Annotated in this window: 17 protein-coding genes, 1 other RNA gene and 1 pseudogene; 13 read left to right on the forward strand and 6 right to left on the reverse strand. The window is 45.0% G+C overall.

Annotated elements, in window-relative coordinates; all coding sequences use genetic code 11:
• Window positions 1–197 precede the first annotated feature (197 nt).
• Window positions 198–1,022: an inositol monophosphatase family protein gene (locus MC7420_RS13455; protein ID WP_006100816.1), complete on the reverse strand. Its 825-nt coding sequence runs from the start codon at window positions 1,020–1,022 to the stop codon at window positions 198–200.
• 417 nt (window positions 1,023–1,439) lie between these two features.
• Here MC7420_RS13455 and MC7420_RS13460 point away from each other — a divergent pair, with 417 nt between their 5' ends.
• Entirely contained in the window at window positions 1,440–2,573 is a 1,134-nt protein-coding gene (locus tag MC7420_RS13460; RefSeq protein WP_006100898.1) for a 5-(carboxyamino)imidazole ribonucleotide synthase, read from the forward strand.
• A gap of 115 nt (window positions 2,574–2,688) precedes the next feature.
• Here MC7420_RS13460 and MC7420_RS13465 read toward each other — a convergent pair whose 3' ends face one another.
• Window positions 2,689–3,618, reverse strand: coding sequence for a pentapeptide repeat-containing protein (locus MC7420_RS13465; RefSeq protein ID WP_006100945.1), 930 nt, complete (start codon window positions 3,616–3,618; stop codon window positions 2,689–2,691).
• A 160-nt stretch (window positions 3,619–3,778) separates the two neighbouring features.
• Here MC7420_RS13465 and ssrS point away from each other — a divergent pair.
• A non-coding RNA gene (gene ssrS, locus MC7420_RS36170) (6S RNA) lies at window positions 3,779–3,960 on the forward strand.
• 346 nt (window positions 3,961–4,306) lie between these two features.
• Here the strand turns inward: ssrS and MC7420_RS39685 are convergent.
• Window positions 4,307–4,450 (reverse strand): hypothetical protein, encoded by a 144-nt coding sequence (locus MC7420_RS39685; protein WP_006100743.1) that lies wholly within the window; start codon window positions 4,448–4,450, stop codon window positions 4,307–4,309.
• A 79-nt stretch (window positions 4,451–4,529) separates the two neighbouring features.
• On the opposite strand from MC7420_RS39685, the pseudogene MC7420_RS43830 reads away from it, so the two are divergent.
• The 11 genes and pseudogenes from MC7420_RS43830 to MC7420_RS13515 all read left to right on the forward strand — a co-directional run.
• Window positions 4,530–4,670, forward strand: a pseudogene (locus tag MC7420_RS43830) (type II toxin-antitoxin system RelE/ParE family toxin); the annotation flags it as partial.
• 174 nt (window positions 4,671–4,844) lie between these two features.
• Window positions 4,845–5,177 carry a DUF6883 domain-containing protein gene (locus tag MC7420_RS13470; RefSeq protein WP_006100877.1) on the forward strand — a complete coding sequence of 111 codons (333 nt, stop codon included), beginning with the start codon at window positions 4,845–4,847 and terminating at the stop codon, window positions 5,175–5,177.
• Window positions 5,174–5,497: a DUF4926 domain-containing protein gene (locus MC7420_RS13475; protein WP_006100897.1), complete on the forward strand. Its 324-nt coding sequence runs from the start codon at window positions 5,174–5,176 to the stop codon at window positions 5,495–5,497. Before MC7420_RS13470 ends, MC7420_RS13475 begins: the two co-directional genes overlap by 4 nt.
• A 273-nt stretch (window positions 5,498–5,770) precedes the next feature.
• Window positions 5,771–6,019 carry a UPF0175 family protein gene (locus MC7420_RS13480; RefSeq protein WP_006100775.1) on the forward strand — a complete coding sequence of 83 codons (249 nt, stop codon included), beginning with the start codon at window positions 5,771–5,773 and terminating at the stop codon, window positions 6,017–6,019.
• Window positions 6,012–6,338 carry a hypothetical protein gene (locus tag MC7420_RS13485; RefSeq protein ID WP_232231703.1) on the forward strand — a complete coding sequence of 109 codons (327 nt, stop codon included), beginning with the start codon at window positions 6,012–6,014 and terminating at the stop codon, window positions 6,336–6,338. Before MC7420_RS13480 ends, MC7420_RS13485 begins: the two co-directional genes overlap by 8 nt.
• Before the next feature lie 9 nt (window positions 6,339–6,347).
• The gene (locus MC7420_RS42485; RefSeq protein WP_006100889.1) at window positions 6,348–6,509 is read left to right on the forward strand and encodes a DUF3368 domain-containing protein; all 162 of its coding nucleotides are present in this window, start codon (window positions 6,348–6,350) and stop codon (window positions 6,507–6,509) included.
• Window positions 6,496–6,750 carry a hypothetical protein gene (locus MC7420_RS42490; protein WP_044207018.1) on the forward strand — a complete coding sequence of 85 codons (255 nt, stop codon included), beginning with the start codon at window positions 6,496–6,498 and terminating at the stop codon, window positions 6,748–6,750. Before MC7420_RS42485 ends, MC7420_RS42490 begins: the two co-directional genes overlap by 14 nt.
• A 16-nt stretch (window positions 6,751–6,766) precedes the next feature.
• Window positions 6,767–9,262 (forward strand): hypothetical protein, encoded by a 2,496-nt coding sequence (locus MC7420_RS42495; protein WP_006100832.1) that lies wholly within the window; start codon window positions 6,767–6,769, stop codon window positions 9,260–9,262.
• Between the two features lie 2,271 nt (window positions 9,263–11,533).
• Window positions 11,534–13,678, forward strand: coding sequence for a CHAT domain-containing protein (locus tag MC7420_RS42500; protein WP_232231704.1), 2,145 nt, complete (start codon window positions 11,534–11,536; stop codon window positions 13,676–13,678).
• Between the two features lie 34 nt (window positions 13,679–13,712).
• Complete coding sequence (locus MC7420_RS13510; protein ID WP_006101001.1) at window positions 13,713–14,060, forward strand: hypothetical protein; 348 nt, start codon at window positions 13,713–13,715, stop codon at window positions 14,058–14,060.
• Window positions 14,057–15,532 carry a hypothetical protein gene (locus MC7420_RS13515; protein ID WP_006100959.1) on the forward strand — a complete coding sequence of 492 codons (1,476 nt, stop codon included), beginning with the start codon at window positions 14,057–14,059 and terminating at the stop codon, window positions 15,530–15,532. Before MC7420_RS13510 ends, MC7420_RS13515 begins: the two co-directional genes overlap by 4 nt.
• A 77-nt stretch (window positions 15,533–15,609) precedes the next feature.
• Here MC7420_RS13515 and MC7420_RS42505 read toward each other — a convergent pair whose 3' ends face one another.
• The 3 genes from MC7420_RS42505 to crtH form a co-directional block, all read right to left on the reverse strand.
• Window positions 15,610–15,834 (reverse strand): hypothetical protein, encoded by a 225-nt coding sequence (locus tag MC7420_RS42505; protein WP_232231705.1) that lies wholly within the window; start codon window positions 15,832–15,834, stop codon window positions 15,610–15,612.
• Entirely contained in the window at window positions 15,831–16,076 is a 246-nt protein-coding gene (locus MC7420_RS13525; RefSeq protein ID WP_006100995.1) for a UPF0175 family protein, read from the reverse strand. The genes MC7420_RS42505 and MC7420_RS13525 overlap by 4 nt, the downstream gene beginning before the upstream one ends.
• Before the next feature lie 530 nt (window positions 16,077–16,606).
• Window positions 16,607–18,151, reverse strand: coding sequence for a carotenoid isomerase (gene crtH, locus MC7420_RS13530; RefSeq protein ID WP_006101019.1), 1,545 nt, complete (start codon window positions 18,149–18,151; stop codon window positions 16,607–16,609).
• Between the last annotated feature and the right edge of the window lie 238 nt (window positions 18,152–18,389).

Raw genomic sequence — 18,389 nt, forward strand, 5'->3', positions numbered from 1 at the left:
CCTTGACATCCTCATAGCTATTGTAGAAAATACAGTTCCTAAGATCTGGTGCATCTCAAGACTGTTCGGTTAAGGGCAGCTGAGGGAGCTGAGGGAGCAAAGGAAGCTTGGGGAGATGGGGAAGATGGGGAAGTAAATGACGTAGCTTGCTTCTCGCTCCCTTGAGTATGACAAATGACAAATGACGAATGACGATCTCAATTCCAACTGGACAGGGGTGGTGTTTTTAACAGTTCCTGGCTGAGTTGGTCATGAATTTGACCATTGGTGGCGAGAATTCGTCCAGATTTTAGGACAAGGGGGCTACCATCATAAGCGGTGACTGTGCCACCTGCCTCTTGCACTAATACTACACCAGCCGTAATATCCCAGGGCGAAATTCCCCGTTCCCAATAACCATCTAAGCGTCCACAAGCCACATCTGCCAAATCCAGTGAGGCTGAACCACTGCGGCGAACGCCTTGGGTGAGGTGAGTTAGGTGACAAAACTCGGCATAGTTATTATCTGGGGTTTCGCGACGGTCATAGGCAAAGCCAGTTACCAGTAAGCTTTGATTGAAAGTCGATGTGTTAGAGACGTGAATGGGACGGCGGTTGCAAGTTGCCCCTAATCCCTTAGCGGCGCGAAAGAGTTCATTGCGAAAGGGATTATAGATCACTCCCACTTGCGGGATTTCGTCAATGAGTAATCCCACTGATGTAGAGGCAATGGGGTATTGATGAGCATAATTGGTGGTGCCGTCGAGGGGATCAATTGCCCACCGATATTTACTCTGTTGATCTCCCCCTTGACCCGATTCTTCTGCCAAAATAGCGTGATGGGGGACATGACGCCTTAAGACTTTTAAAATGACGGCTTCTGCTTCTTTATCGGCAACGGTGACTAAATCACCTGGACGCCCTTTCTCTTCTACGGCATCTAGTTTACCCCAGTAGGTTTGCAAGATTGCCCCGGCTGCCATGGCAGCTTCTGTGGCGATATCAAGAAAGATTTGCAGTTGATCGGGTGTGGGTTGGCTCATGGTTGGTGATTAGAGTTTTCAGTTTTTCGGATAGTCGGGATGGGTTTGACTATTATTGGTTATTTTTCGACGCCAAGCACCATTCTCAACAGGACGATTGTAGACAGGTAGCCGCTTATGTTTGAGTAATCACAGCTACAGTAATAACATCTGACTGGAGTAGGTTTCAAACTTCTCGATTTTATCCTAGTTCGCCCTTATGGACTTGGTTGACAATGAATTAAGCGTTTATAGTCAGTAATAAAGCACTTAAAAACTTGCGGCTTAATCATTTACTAATCCGGCTTGGCTGAATTCATAAATCCAGCTTTCCTTAAATGAATTAGCCCTGCTACCCTAAGCAGGATCTGTGCCTAAGTCCTAAAACGTTGACACCAAAATCCGCTAACATGGCAAACGAGTGACTCAAACCTATTGATGGCTAAGACTGTGAAACGAGTAGGGGTAATCGGTGGTGGACAACTGGCTTGGATGATGGGAGGTGGGGCTAAATCATTGGGTTTGGATTTGGTGATTCAAACACCCCAGCCTACTGATCCAGCCGTTAGTGTTGCCTCTGATACCATCTTTGCCCCGATTGATGACGCCGCCGCGACTGCAAAGTTAGCTGCCCATTGTGATGTGATCACATTTGAGAATGAATTTATTAATTTAGATGCGTTGTTCCCCTTGGCAAACCAAGGTGTCTGTTTTCGCCCCCGCCTAGACGCCTTAGCCCCCCTACTCGATAAATATCACCAACGTTGCTATTTACGTGACATTGGCTTACCCCAACCTGCTTTTAACTTACTAGAGACACCCCTCAACCCTGATACACTGAATTTTCCCTTGGTTCTCAAAGCGCGACGCCACGGCTATGATGGTCAAGGCACGTTTATTTTTAAGGATAGAGAGAGTTTCCAGGAACTCTGGCAAAAACTTGCCGATACACCTCTACTCGTCGAGGAATTTATACCCTTTGAACGAGAATTAGCTGTGATCGCGGCTTGTTCTGTAAGCGGTGAGGTAGTGGTTTACCCGGTTGTCGAAACCCAGCAGGAAAATCAAGTCTGCCGTCGGGTGATTATTCCCGCACCGATTAGCTCAGAGACACAACAAGAGATTAACGCGATCGCACGTACCTTACTCAATAGTTTACAAGCCGTGGGCGTGTTTGGGATTGAACTCTTTCTCACCGCCAATAATCAGGTATATGTCAACGAAGTCTCCCCTCGTACCCACAATTCTGGACATTTTAGTCTAGATGCTTGTGAAACGTCGCAGTTTGAAATGCATTTACGGGCAGTTGCCGGATTACCATTGACAAAACCAATACTTAAGTGTAATGGAGCCGTCATGGTTAATCTATTGGGTTACGAATATTCCCAAAATGATTACCTTGAAAAACGGCAAAAACTCGCCAGCCAGCCGCAAACTTATGTGCATTGGTATGGGAAAAAGCAATCCCGCCCTGGGCGCAAACTCGGTCATGTCACCGTTCTCCTGAATTCTAACTCAGGGAAGAACCCCCAGGCGATCGCACAAACAATAGAAACCCTGTGGTACGGTTAAAGTCTTGATTGTTGATTGTGTAGGGGCGGGTTTTACCGATAATACTATCCAACACAACCGATAACGTGACTAAACCCGCCCCAGCCAAGGACAAATGACATAAACAAATGACAAATCATTCTAATTGGGAAATCCCCTTTAAAACAAAGTCACTTTGAGCTTGAGCCATAATCTGAATCATCGCCTTGAAATCAGCATTTCGTTGGCGATATTTGGTGATTAAATCCTCTGACTGAACTCTAACACCTAACGTTTCTAGATAATCTGCCTCAATGCGTTGAAGTTCCTGTTTATAGCACTGCTTAAACGATTGCTCAATTTTTGCCTTATCCTGCTCTGGCAGAACGTTGAGGTGGATAACGACAGTACCTCGATGCTTCGTTTCTATCGCTTGAATGGAAACCGGAACATTATCGTTTTCCTTCTCCAACTCTTGAAAAGCAACCAAAAAAGCCTGCCAATCAATCCCCTTGCGGAAAATCAACTCAACGGTTTCCCGCGTTTTTTGGAAAAGCTTCGTAAACTCACCCGGCTCAAATGTACCACTATGAGGACGGCGTTCTTGCAGTACATATCGTTTACTCTCAGGAGAATATCTGGATTTAAGATAAACATAGTCGCAGATAACTCCAGTTAAGTTGGTTGTACTATCAATATTCCAATCTTCTAAGCAAACTCCTGTAAATATTGCTCTCTCAAAGTTTGTACCTAACGCTTGAGTTCTAATCAATCGGGCTTCAGATAAATCAGCGCCGCTTAAAAGAGCATTTCTAAAATCTGCGCCTGTAAAATCAGCTTTTCTAAGATTGGCATCGGTCAAGTCGGCTTCAAGCAAATCCGTGCCAAAGAGGTTAGCCCCTTGAATGTTAGCCCCTCTCAGGTTAAACCCACTCAGATCCAATAAATTTAGGTTAGCACCCTCCAGCATGGGAGTAACATCAGGATGCTTCTCGCGCCAACTGTTCCAGTGGAATAACCCCAGTTTGACAAGATAGGAATGGGGTTCGCTATACACCATCTGACCATAACCCCGAACATCATACATAATTTGCGATCGATGACACTCATCAGTTTAGCTTAGAGCGACAGCCCATGATTAGGCATGAACAGCAGACTGTTTCATGGCGCACGCCATGCGCCCCTGCAGAAGGTGGCGATACTTAGCAGTAGACATCTGAAAATAAATCGTTAGAATAGGGATACAGGTTCCACTGGGACGTTGGTGACTGCCAATAGTGTTTTTTGATCTTGTCTGTATGTAAAAGGGAATCGAGAGACCTTGTGGCAGTAGACCGGGTATGAACCCGGAAACTTAAAACGAGTGTCCACGATACCCACCTGGTTTTCCAGGTCATAAGCTGAGGCAAGACGGCGTTCTGGTGAACCTGCAATAATTCGCAAAAATTTCCCCCTGTCTTAGGTGACTGGGGGATTTTGCGCTTTGGCTTAAGTTGACACGGATGACGGCTCTTCGGTACTTGTGGTGGAAACCCTAGTTTTTAGGGAACTCTTAACAGGGAACAGGCAAAGCCTTATCCAGCAAGCCTTTGACCAAATTCAATAAATTTTCCTTATCACCATAACTCCCAGAGAGCCTGGTGTTCCCTGTGAGTCATTCATGCATTATGTCCTAAGCTGTCATGCATTTAGATTGGGTATTAGTAGCGAGCAAGATGCAAAGCCTGCGGCATGGCTTCGCTTAACGCACTACAAGGCTTTCGCCGTTATTGATATTAAGGTTTAAATGCCAAACAGCTTATTTCTAGTTGAATAATTGTGAATAATTGAAAACTGGAAGCGTAGCCAAGAGAACGATAGGTATAATCGGCTTCACCTGACGCTTGTTGAATAATTTGCAGAAATCCTTGTAGTGGCACCGCCAGTAGGGTGGGTTAGGCGGAATTAAATCGAGGAAATAACCATTTAATGGGATATCCGCCGTAACCCACCAATAATGCTGGTGGCTATCGCATTATTTATTTACTGGAATCAGAAACCAGTATTTTGTTATTGACGATTTATAGTAAATCGGAGCAGGAGGATATTACTACGGAGCAAATTAAAAGTATTTTAGATAATTTTGGGGAAGCAGAGTGAATTGGGTGGGGTTCAAGAAATCGGGTTTCTCAGTCGCGGGGATGGGATAAAATGGGAATACTATCCTGAAGCTGTTGCATCATGCTAACCACGGAAACTGAAATCTTAGCTATGCTTTCCAATCTACCCCAAATTCTCCCGATGAATGAGAATCAAACCCAACGAGAATAAAATATGGTTTTCTTACCAGAAGACTCCATTATTAACCCATCAAAACTCACTCACTATTTACTCGTCCAACTGCCTAAAGATGATAAATCTAAATTCTTAGCACAGGCAGGATATACATTAGAGAATTGGCAACAACTCGAACAAGATTTAAGAACCCAAGTCCTCACTCAACCTGCTGAACCCATCGAAACCACCCCCTATGGTCAAAAATATAGGATTCGTGCAACATTGCGAGGTCAAAATGGCATTGAACTAAAAACCTTAACAATATGGATGACCAATAATAATGGAACCCGATTTGTAACTCTAGTCCCCGACAAAGGAGAATATCAATGAAACCTCAACATCCTCTATTTTCCAAAGTTGCACTCACTGGAGACTTGCCTCAATATCACCTCAAACGGGGTGATATTGCCACGATTGTTGAACATTATTCCATGCCAGAGTCCCAAGAAGATGGGTATAGTTTAGAAGGGTTTGATGTTCCTCAAATTACCATTGAAGTGACGGCATCACAGATTATGCCCCTGAGTGACTATTTAAGAGAAGAAGCAATTTTAAGTAAATTTCGCAACCTGTCAGAACACCGACAAAAACAACTGGAAGAATACCTTGATTTTCTTTTGCAAAAAGACAAAACGACTCCGGTGAATTAAGAAATTGAGGTTTTAGCGTCTGTGGGGGAAAAAGAAACCGGGTTTCTATCAGTCTCTTTGTTTCTTCACAAAATTTAACCAAGAAACCTGGTTTCTGGGGGGTGGGCTAAAATCGGGGTGGTATCCCCTACGCGGTGTGTGGCTATGGATGAACAAAGAGCCCAGGCTTATCTCTCCCTGATTCAAGAACTCCTCGCCTGTCCAAGTAAGGTATCCGGTGGAGATCGCGAGAGTGATTAATGAATGTCTTTTGAAATGATGAGGTGATGGTAGATGCAAGCAATTAATATACAAATTCCCATCGAATTAATTGAGCAAGGTGAGACGGCAGTTTTGGAACAAATTGCCATGCAACTTTATGAAAAACAGATATTTACCTTTAGTCAAGCCCGTCGATTGTTGAATTATTCCGTGTGGGAATTTCAAAAACTGTTGGGAGAAAATCATATTGTTCGGCAATACGACAAAGATGATTTAGCAGAGGATCTCGAAGCGATTCAATCAGGATTGTGGGATGATTAAGGTCATTTGTAATGCTACGCCTTTGATTAACTTTGCAAGTATTAACCGCTTAGATATATTAAAATCCCTGTTTACTGAGATAGTCATTCCCCAAGCGGTTTACTCGGAAACCGTTGAATCAGGATTTCCTAACTCTGAAACCATTGTTAATGGAATTGAAGCGGCTTGGGTTCAAGTTAAGTCGGTACAGGAGATGCCAGAATCCATCCCTTTAGAATTAGATGCTGGGGAAAGGGAGGTGATTGCTTTAGCCCTGAGTGAACAAACAACCAGGGTTGTCTTAGATGAAAAAAGAGCCAGAAAAGTGGCTCAATCTTGAAAATTGAATGTGATTGGCACTTTAGGAATTTTGATTTTAGCCAAACAAAACCAGATTATCCCCAAGGTGAAACCGCTATTGGATGCAATGATGACAGAAGCCCAATACTGGGTTAATGAATCTCTGTATGACAATGTTTTGCAAACGGTTTCTGAGGATGAAATCGAGTAGGGTGGGCAACTCTACCGATTACTCTCGGTGGGGGACAAGAAACCGGGTTTCTCAGTTGGGGGGATGGGGTAAAATCAAAGTGGTATCCCCTACCCGGTGTGTGGCGATGGATGAACACAGAGTCCAGGCTTATCTCTCTCTGATTCAAAAACTCTTGGACTGTCCCAGTGGCGAGGAACCGCAAATTCTCGACGGTCATCTGGCGTTGGTGGATGAGGGGTTTGTGCAGGTGTGCGAGTAGAGAGAGGCTTAGGATTATGAATTTCTTATGCAAGATCACGCGACGAGTAGGAGCGTTTTTAGGACTGGGTAGAACTCGGAATAATCGGCAAAGCTATGAACAACGAGTGCAGGCTTATCTCACTCTGATTCAAAAACTCTTGGACTGTCCCAGTGGCGAGGAACCGCAAATTCTCGACGGTCATCTGGCGTTGGTAGATGAGGGGTTTGTACAGGTGTGCGAGTCGTTTGCAGCACAGTTACAGGAGGAGGGACAAGACAACCAGGCGCAGTTTTTGCAGGATGTGGCGCAGGAGGTGGGGGCGTTTTTGCAGCACGAGGAAACTGGAGAGAATCAGCAACAGGCATTAGAGGATTTTTGGCTACAACTGGTCAAAACGGAGAGAGAAAGCGGGGGGGATAAAACCGCAGTTCATCAGGTGATGCGTCAAAATATGGGGTTGATTGTTCCCGCATTGGGGGATGCTATTGCCCAATGGGTACAGGGAGTCCTCGCCCAACACCCCGACCAAGCCGAACCCCTGGCTGCTTTGGTAGAAAAGACCTGCATCCGTCTTCGACAATTTCCCTATGGTCGGTATGCTGAAGCATTAGAGATTGCAATTCGCGGCTATGGGGTGGTGTTGGAATTGCGGGCGGATAACCCCGAAAAACGGGCACGAACCTTGAATAGCTTCGGGGTTACCCGCCTCAACCAAGCCGATATGGGCATCAACTCCGTCGCCAATCTTGAAGGTGCGATCGCTGCCTGCAATGAAGCCGCAGCAATTAGTCGGCGGTTGGGGTTACACAAAGACCTCTCGGATAATCTGACTAACCTCGGCAATGTCCGCAGCACCCAAGCCGAGATGGACATCAACCCGGTGGCTAATCTCGAAAATGCGATCACCGCCTACGATGAAGCCGCAGCCATTAGTCGGGAGTTGGGGTTAGACAAAGACCTCTCCTCTACCCTAATTAACCTCGGGGCTGCCCGCAACACCCAAGCCAAGATGGGCATCAACCCGGCCGCTAATCTCGAAAGTGCCATCGCCGCCTACGATGAAGCCGCAGCCATTAGTCGGCGGTTGGGGTTAGACAAATACCTCTCGGCTACCCTGACTAACCTCGGGAATGCCCACCAAATCCAAGCCGATATGGGCATCAACCCGGCCGCTAATATCGAAAGTGCCATCGCCGCCTACGATGAAGCCGTAGGGATTCGGCGGGAGTTGGGGTTAGACAAAGACCTCTCCGATACCCTAACTAACCTCGGGGCTGCCCGCAACACCCAAGCCGATATGGGCATCAACCCGGTGGTGAATCTGGAGCGGGCTATCGCCGCCTACGATGAAGCCGCAGCCATTAGTCGGGAGTTGGGGTTAGACAAAGACCTCTCCTCTACCCTGATTAACCTCGGGAATGCGTGCCTCACCCAAGCCGATATGGGCATCAACCCGGTGGTGAATCTGGAGCGGGCTATCGCCGTCTACGATGAAGCCGCAGCCATTAGTCGGGAGTTGGGGTTAGACAAAGACCTCTCCGGTATCCTGACTAACCTCGGCAATGCCCGCAACACCCAAGCCAAGATGGGCATCAACCCGGCCGCCAATCTCGAAAGTGCTATCGCCGCCTACAATGAAGCCGTAGGGATTCGGCGGGAGTTGGGGTTAGACAAAGACAAATACCTCTCCGATACCCTGACTAACCTGGGGGTTGCCCGCAACACCCAAGCCAAGATGGGCATCAACCCGGCCGCCAATCTCGAAAGTGCTATCGCCGCCTACAATGAAGCCGCAGGGATTCGGCGGGAGTTGGGGTTAGACAAAGACCTCTCCACTACCCTGACTAACCTAGGGAATGCCCGCAACACCCAAGCCAAGATGGGCATCAACCCGGTGGTGAATCTGGAGCGGGCTATCGCCGTCTACGATGAAGCCGCAGCCATTAGTCGGGAGTTGGGGTTAGACAAAGACCTCTCCGATACCCTGACTAACCTGGGGGTTGCCCGCAACACCCAAGCCAAGATGGGCATCAACCCGGCCGCCAATCTCGAAAGTGCTATCGCCGCCTACAATGCAGCAGCAGAAATTCGGCGGCGGTTGGGGTTAGCCCGCGACTTAGCAGGAACTTTGAACAACATTGGTTTTGCCTACCAAACTCAATCTCGCCTAACCGGGAACAGTTCCGACGAGAAACAAACCGCCTTGGAAAATGCCTACCGTAGCTTTCAAGAATCCCTGGAACAGGTGGAATATCTCCGGGGTGAAATTGGCGCGGATAGCGAGGGCTATAAACGCAACTTTAATGAGGAATGGAACAAAGTTTATCGCGGTATGGTGGAAGTGTGCTTAGAATTGGGTAGATACAGCGATGCCATTGAATATGTAGACCGTAGCAAAGCCCGCAATTTAGTGGAACTCATCGCCACCCGTGACGCTTATCCGGGGGGCGTAATTCCCGAGAACATCCGCCAACGGTTGCAATCTCTCAAAATCGCCATTAACCAAGAAGACCGCCGCCTGCAAGACTAGGAGAACCCAGACCCGACCCACCTCAATCAACTGCGGCAAGAAAAGCAGCAACTCGAACCCTACAAACCCCGTTTGATAAAACGTAAGCGATCGCCTAGATAATTGAAAATCAATTGACGGTTGGAGTGGTATACAGATTTAGTATGTTTATCTGACTTCGACTCGCATCTTCATTTTTTGAATTGCCAAAATCAGAGCGTTTATAACAAATTGCGAATGTTTATGAATCCTGTAGTATTATCGTTAATCGGAATTTTAGCTTATTCGCTTTTTTATATGCTTGGCTGGTATTTGTTTACTTGTCAAGCGCTAGGGGAAAAAATATCCATTTATGATGGATGGAAAATTTTATTTTTGAAAAACCCAATCACTAACATTTTCTTTGTTTACTTCATTGTATCAGTCCTAATTTACATTTTTTTGTATTCACCCTGGTGTTACCAAAGACCTTTTTGTAGCTTATTAAGTAACCATGGTTTTTGGCTTGCATTCGCAGGCAATGGCATCTTAGGGGTGATCTTCTTTTATTTCAGTGGATCACTCGCTGCCAGATCACTCAGATTTTTGTTTGATTTGTTAAAAAGTTTATTCTCTGAACAGACTGCTAAAACAAAGAAATTACAAATACACTCACTAAGGCTATTTTTGTTTTTTTTGACATCACATCTTATTATTACCTTTGTTTGGTTTTTTTATACAGAAAATTTTTCAGAATTACTTTCAACTACCCAAAATATGGTTCAAGAGAACGTAATTCCCTTAATTGATAGTTATGAGATTGATGAAGTGACACGGCAGAGACTAGAAAAATATCTATCTGAGATTACAATTTTTCCTGAACTTAGCAGAGTATCAGTTGCAATCATAAAAACACTTGACTTATTTATTCAATTTTTTGTTTTTATCATAGGATTCAAGATTTTTCATTATCTGATAATACAGAAAAATATATTTTCAAAATCCGATTTTTTGTCAATGGTTCGCTTTATGAAATTTAAGTTGAATCGGGTTTTTGAGCCTCATATATTTAGCCAATCAGTTATCAATGACATATTCGGAAATAAAGCGAAACCAGCATATATTATCTTTGACTTACCTAAAATATTACGGGCGTTGGTGGTTATAGTTGCTATTGCCATGGGGATGAGTTTGTGGTCATTGATAATTTATGATGCGGGGTTGGGGACACCAATGAGGATGATTTCTCGTCAAATAACGACCATTTTTTCTGCGTTTACTGGGCATTTAGAGACATGGGAAAGAATTATGTTCATTGTTGCCGGATTCTCTGTATTATTCACGATAATTATTATTCCACTTTTATCGCTTTATGGGTTGTTTGCATTGTGGCGTTTACTAAGGTCATCAAAACCAAAATTCGTCAACACAGAAGATGTAATCAATGAAGTTTCATATAAAAGAGATATTGCAAATGATGCTACTAATCATCTAAAATTAGAGGATGCCCAAAAAATATTAACCTTGATAGAGAGGTCATTAAAAAAGTTATATCTCAAAAGTTATCAATGCAAAGATCTGGAATTTGAACGCACCCAAAAAACAGTAGATGACTTTTGCTTTATTGTCTATTGGATAATCGATAGCAATCTTTATTCGAGCATAGAAGCTACTAATCAAATTATTCTTGCAGTGGGTACTGCTTGTAATATTATTTGTGAAAAGCTAGATATTTCAAGCTCTAGTTCAACAGAACTTGCTACAAAAATTTATCCTCTAGTTGTAGACAGATTTAATCTGAACTCATATCGCTGGCCCAGATATAAGTTTCATTACCAACACTACCTAGTTCTGGGTGGAAAAGCTTTAATGGAGTCATCACAATCTTATCGAATCAATCATATTGAAGATGGGATAAAAATGCTTAATGCGGCACTACAGGTTAGGTTAATTGATCGGCAAATACAAAGAGATTATCCGATTAATATTCCACGGTTAATGTATAAGATTTGGACGAAAATTCTCATAGCTATAACTCCCCAAAAACATTTAGATAATAAATTTTTAAGATTCACACAGGAAGAAGTCATTTATCTTGAACTTGGAAAAGCTTATGGTGCAAGAGTATATGGTGACATTGATGAAAATTCGCAACAAGCAATAGAATATTTGCAAAGATCACTTAACTTGTCTAAAACCAAGAAAAATGCAAGTCTTCAAAATCTGGTAAACCTAGAGCTGTCCAAAATATTTTTACGGGAGGGCAAATATCAAGATATTAACCTATCAAAGGAAATAGCAAAACAGCTATTTATGTCTAATGCATTCTCCCCTAATACCTTTCCAGAAAAATGGATTGATCTTTGTTTCACCCTTGGTCAAGTGTATTTAGAGTTGATTGGTTCAAAGCAAGTCAAATATACACTTTACCTACAGGATTTCATCAAAAATATTTTTGGCTCCTTGTTTACTCTCTTAGATAATAAGCAACAGCCTCGATTGTGGGCTAAGTCTAAATTAATCTCAAGTGATTTCTGTCTGTATGATAATAAGCCCCAACAAGCTTTAGAGTATTCCTTAGATGCATTTGAAGTGTTAGATTCCCTAAAAAAACAGTTTCCAACATACTGGTCAGAGGCTTCTGGTAAGTTGGGCTGTATCTACAGTGCTTTGGGTGATATGCAAAATGCCATTTTGAGATTCAGAGAAGCATTACAAATTTTTGAACCAAAGTATTCACCGAAAGAGTGCCTCAAAATGGCAAGCAACCTCGGCAACCTCGGCTACAACCTCCAAAACTGGGAAATCGCCATCGAAGGCTATAGCCAAGCCATCCTTGCCATCGAACAAAGCCGCTACTGGGCAACCTCCGAAGCCACCAAACGGGAACTCATCGCCAACTCCCTCGATATCTATCAAAAAATGGTGCAAGCCTGCATCAACCACCAAGACTACACCCAAGCCTTGCTCACCATCGAACGCAGTAAATCCCGCACCCTGATCGAACTCCTCGACAGCGCCAACCTCTACCCCAAAAACGCTACCGACCAACAAAAACAACGCATCAGCAACCTGCGCCGTCAAATCGCCATCTACCAACAACAACTCGCCTTCACCCCCAGCGACACCCTCACCCCCGCTACCGAGAAGCACCCCAACCAACCCTCACCCGAAACCCTGATCCGCCAACAACTCCAAGCCGCCAACCAGCAATTCCAAGACCTGCTCACGGAACTCGACGACCCCAACTTTACCCTCACCCAACAAGTCCCCCCCCAACTCCCCGACTTGCGCCGCCTCCTCCAGCCCCAAACCGCCCTCATCGAGTGGTATCTCCCCAGCGAAGCCGACTCCGGGTTTTACCTGTTCCTCGTCACTCGCCGAGACGAGCAAATCCAGATTACCCCCCACCACTTCAGCGCCGAAGACCGCGAACACCTCGACCAAGCCCTACAGGACTACCGCAGCGACTACGGACAACCCACCTGGAATGACCAACTCCCCCAACGCCTCGAAACCCTCAGCGCCGCCCTGCAACTCCCCCGCCTTCTGACTGAATTATCCCAGATTCAACACCTCATCCTGATTCCCCACCGGGAACTGCACCTCATCCCCCTCCACGCGCTCCCCGTCTCTCTCCCCTCGCCTTCTGGGAGTGTGGGAAAACCCCTGCAAGACTGGTTCCCCGTGCAATATGCCCCCAGTTGTCAAATTCTCAACAACCTCCAACAGCGTCCTCCCCTAGAAGAACCCTCCACCTCTTTCTTTGCCCTGCAAAACCCGACCCAAGACCTCACCTATGCAGATTTCGAGGTAGAAGTGTTGCGCCGCCTGTTCAACCCCCAACGGGTTCTCAGCCACGACAAAGCCACCAAAACCGCCCTGGAACAACCGCAAAACCGAGCCTTCTTACAGCAAAGCCGCTACGTTCACTTCTCCTGTCACGGCGAATTTAGCGAAGCCGAACCCCTCAACGCCTACCTCCGCCTCGCTAACCGGGAAAAACTCACCTTTCAGAACATCTTCACCAGTCTGGATATCCCCAACTGTCGCCTGTTAATCCTGTCCGCCTGCAAAACCGGGCTAGTGGAAACTCCCCCAACCGATGACTATGTGGGGTTAGCCAGTGCCTTCTTTTTCGCCGGAACCCGGACGGTGGTGGGGAGTCTCTGGGAAGCCGAGGAGTTTTCTGCCGCCTTACTGATGATTCGCTTATATCAGGAGTTACCTCGCTACACTTCAGTCATGATGGCATTACGAGCCGCCCAAGGCTGGTTACGCACCATTTCCCGTGATGGTGTTTTAACCTGGTTACGGGACGAGCTAAAATTAGAGGATAGTCAACTGAAAACCTGTGAAAAGCAGCTTAAACTATTCAATAAAAAATCCCCCTTTACTTCTGCTCGCTATTGGGCACCTTTCACCGTCAGTGGACAATTAGATCAGGTGGACAATTAGATCAGACAGGAAGATCACCCCAACATCACCAATCATGATCAGCAAAAAACGGATCGCCAAATTTTTAGAACTGTTGCACCAGCAATCCTCAATCTTTGCCGACTGTACTCAGGAAACCTGGGCAGAACTTGACCAAAAGCTGGCTCAATTCGGAGATGAGGATTATGAAGAGATTGAGGATGCGATTTTAGATTGGTTGGATGACCATGATTATGACACTATCAAGGTAGCTTTACAAACTATAAAAAAAGACCCTCTGGGAGATAACGAGACTCCGCCTCCGCCTCCAGAGTCAGAACAACCCATTACCAATACCGCTTTGCGCTCTGCCATCAAAGATGCCCAAAGCCAACACCAGCAACAATCTCAGTCATCCAAATGAGCAGTCACACTATTAATTCTATTTATGCCCCAAATATCCGCTTATTCAATTATCACTTAAAAACCGTCCGTCTGACAAATTTTACAGAACGCTCTCTGGAAATTGAATTCGTTACTAATTACTATCAATATCTGTTAAACTCTTATAATATTTTAGACCAAAACAGCAAGCCAATCTATTTAAAACTTCGGGAAGATTTCCAGGATATGCTCGGTTCGGGATTAGCCAATTTTGATTTAATCTTCAATCCCGAAGGCAGAGGAATTTACCGGATAGCTTTGCCCCAAAAATATAAGGGGTTTCTTTATCCTCAGTTTCTCAATAATACTTATAGTTTTTCTCTGACGCTCTATCATCCGCAAAAGTCAGGAGATGACGAGATTTCTTTCTCAGAGTTATCCAAACTGAAGCCCCCAGAGGACTTTTTCGCCGGAATTTCCCCAGGGAGTCAAGATGAAACTCAGTCAAATCGCAGCAAAGCCTTTTGGGGCAGTACAGTTTTTTTGAGTGGTTTTATTGCCCAAAATTGTCCAGATACGGCGGAGAATTTAAAATCTACCGCTGATCAGCTATTAAAGCAGTTTCTGGGGATTGAATCCCTGGAAGAAGCACCGCCATTTTACGAATCAGGGAAATTTCTAGGAGGCTATATTTATGAATATAAAAGTATTTTTAGACAGCATCGGTATGGACAAATTCTAATTTTATTGATTTTTGACGAGGCAACTACAGATAAACTGAATGATATTCAGTATGATTTGCCAGAACTTTTTTTATATTACCAGAAAAATCGGCAAATTTTTCTGGATAGCCGTAAGGAATATAGAGCCTCTCAGGATGAAATTCAACAAATTGAAGAGACGATTCAGAAATGCATTACAAACATTCCGACCAATGTGACATCGGATTTGTCAGAGAAAGATTTAAAGCTATTGAAACGGGAAATCAAAAATCTATTAGACTGGTCTTTGGGGTATTCCCAACGAATTCGCAGCTTGGGGAATTTTCAGAATACGATTGAGATTAATCGGCAAAATTATCTCAATACTCTGACGCGAATGGAGGTAAAAAGTCAAAGTGATTTAACGGGTTGGCGGGATAATGCAAATCACATTTTTGGTATGTTTCAGAGACAAATTAAAGTGGATTTGGTTTATCTTCAGCAAGGGGAACGGTTGTTAGATACGGCAATTAATACGATTCGGGGACTAGTGGAAATTGACCAAGCGGAACGCGATCGCAGCCTAGAACGGCAAATCCAAGCGGTTGGCGTGGGGATTGCGGCGGGTGCGATCGTTGCTTCAACTTCCGGGTTAATTACTGAACCTTGGCAGCTTCCTAATCGCGATCGCTTTTTACTACCCCCCCATCCGTTTATTATAGCCTTGGTGGGGAGTTTATTTTGTTCATGGGGTGCGTGGTGGGTGGCAGATAAATTGATTAAAAAGGGGCGATCAGACTCTAATTCGTAGGTTGGCTTAAATGAAATGTAACCCAACATTAGGGTTTGATGAGGAATAATATCATTTTCTATGGCTAAAGCACAGCGCTAGGGCTGTTGTTGTAGGGTCGCCATTGTATTTATCAAATTGCGGAACCACTTATCAGCATAGTCAGGGCTTCGTTCTTTTAACCATTGATAGGTTACCTCAATCAATAATTCCTCATGCACCGCACAGAGAATTAAAATTCTGCCATAAAGCTGAGGCATTAGGCTGAGTTGCCCGACCTTCGCCAAATTGGAAATAGGTGAAGTGTTGCTGACCAAAATCATGAACACTCCGTTTCCTCTAAAGTTTTGAGGTCTTCCTGGAACTCATCAATATCATAATGAACGCAAATACCTCGCTCAGAAATGAGTTTTTGAAACTGCATCCGATGCAATCCCAATAACTCACTGGCTTTCCCCAAACTAATTTTATCTTGCTGAAACAACATCAGCACAATTTCCAACAATAGCTCATTTTCAGAAAAGCCACTCGCCTTGACTAGATCATCGGAAATCACTAAACTCATGGTGAACTCTCCCTGACTGAAATCTCCTGCTTAAATCTTAGCAGCCCAAGGCGCGATCGCCGATGCTAGCCACCCCTCTCAAACATCCCCTACCGTGGTTGATCGAGGATTACCACCAAATCGTCAATCGATCGCACCCCTAGGGTTCCCAGACTGCATCCTGAAGGGGCGATCGCCTTAGCTTAAAATAGGGTGAATTAACTTGTATAAAGGCAAGTGATGTACACATCAAATTTTTACAAAAAAGGCTGATTTTGAATCAATGTTAGGCATTTAAACCTTAGTATCAATAATGGCGAAATCCTTGTAGTGCGTTAAGCGAAGCCATGCCGCAGGCTTTGCATCTTGCTCGCTACCCATTCCCTGCCGTGACCCACTTAAAATAGGGCTTTGTTTGTAGTAAGCACTTTAGTGCTTTAACGCATAGCTGGAGAGGGCTAAAGCCCTCACTACGAACCCAATCTATTGCACCAAATTAGCTGGGTCACGGCACTACAACTTTATGGTGGAAAATGGGGCAAAATCTGAGCTTACAATCCCAAATCTACCGCCACCCGATGGGCGCAAGCAAACCCAGAAAACGCCACCGCATTCAACCCTTGTCCCGGAAATGTACTATCCCCCACACAATATAATCCCGGAATCGCTGTCCGATTAAACGGCATTCCCAATAACCCCCTTAACTTGCGGCGCGGAATCGGTCCATAGGTGCCATCCTCACGCCCCAAAAACCGTCGATGACTGCGGGCGGTTCCGACTTCCATATAATCCAATCCTGCATCTAAACCCGGAAAAATTGCCTCCAATCGTTCAATAATTCGCCCAGCCGCTTCTTCCTTTTTATCTTCATACTCCTTAGCCGATAATCCCTGCCAATTATCCATCCAACTGGGCGTAAAAGTATGCATGATATGATAGCCTTCCGGGGCTAAGTCCGGGTCAAGTAATGTGGGAATCGACACAAAAATCGTCCCCTCAGCCTCCTCCATCTTGTCCCATTCTTCCAATAAAATATGGTGACATTCTGTTCCGGGCGGGAAAACCTTTTCCTCAACTCCTAAATGCAAACTCAAAAAACTGGGTGATTTCTGATACCGCTGCTGCCACTTTTCCTCACTTGCAGGCATCTGTTCTGAGGGCAGTAATTTATCAAACGTATCCCAGCGCGTCGCATTAGACACTACCCGCTTTGCCCGATACTCTTCCCCCGTCGCTAACCGCACACCCACAGCTTTACCCTGTTCCGTTAAAATTTCGCTGACTCTGGCGGAATAGTGAATTTGTCCCCCAGCTTTCTCCAATCCTTCAACTAATTTCTGGGCAATTTCACCCACACCCCCTTTAGGGTAATTAATTCCCCCATAATGGCGGTCAGAAAATACCATTCCTGCATTAATCATGGGTGTCTTATCCGCAGGTACAACTGACCAACAGTAACATTCCATATCAATAAACTGGAGTAACTGGGGGTCATGAATATAGCGACGGGCAATATCTCCGGCATTCTGGGGCAAATATTTTACTAATCCTAAACAGGCTAAAGGATGCTGAAAAAACACCCGCATCAGATAGCGAGGTTCTTCTAGAGACAGCAATTCCATGGCGTTGAGGCAATTAAACACCTTCCAGCATTCATCGTAAAATTGCCGAATTCCCCGCCGTTCGTGGGGAAAACGTTCTGTCAATTCCTGTAAGAATTTCTCATAGTCTCGATGAACTTTCAGGTCTAATCCTTCGGGTAGATGATAGTGAATCTGAACGTCATCGGGAATTGTTTCCACACCAACATTTACTGCGTCTAAGGCTTGAGTCAATAGATTCGTGGTTCCTTCAGTCCCAAAACCAAAAATCATTGACGCGCCAACGTCGAATCGATACCCTTCGCGTTCAAAGTAGCCAGCACTACCACCGGGAATCAAATAGCGTTCCAGTACCAGCACCTTAGCACCCTTAGCAGCTAGCTGAGTCGCCGTCACGAGTCCGCCAATACCAGAACCAATGACGATGACATCAAATACAGAGGTTTCGTTCGGAGCGTGATTAGTTGACGAAGGAGATTGAGAAGCAATAGCCATGAATGATCAGACGAGAGAGGTCTTTTACAAATTCGAGTTTAACTTTTCTCTATTCTCTCTTCCAGATGTGTCATGGCAGACGTACCGTGCTACACAATACTGGTCGGATAAGCTCTCATTTAATTTTTTCTTCCTCATCTCCCAGACGTAGCATGCTACGTCTCTACAACCCCATCTCCCCCATCTGCCAAAAAAAAGAGGGTGGTTCAGGCTGCTACCGCTTGCCCGTCCCACCTAC

Origin of the sequence: Coleofasciculus chthonoplastes PCC 7420 (assembly GCF_000155555.1) — a bacterium.
Lineage (GTDB): Bacteria > Cyanobacteriota > Cyanobacteriia > Cyanobacteriales > Coleofasciculaceae > Coleofasciculus > Coleofasciculus chthonoplastes_A.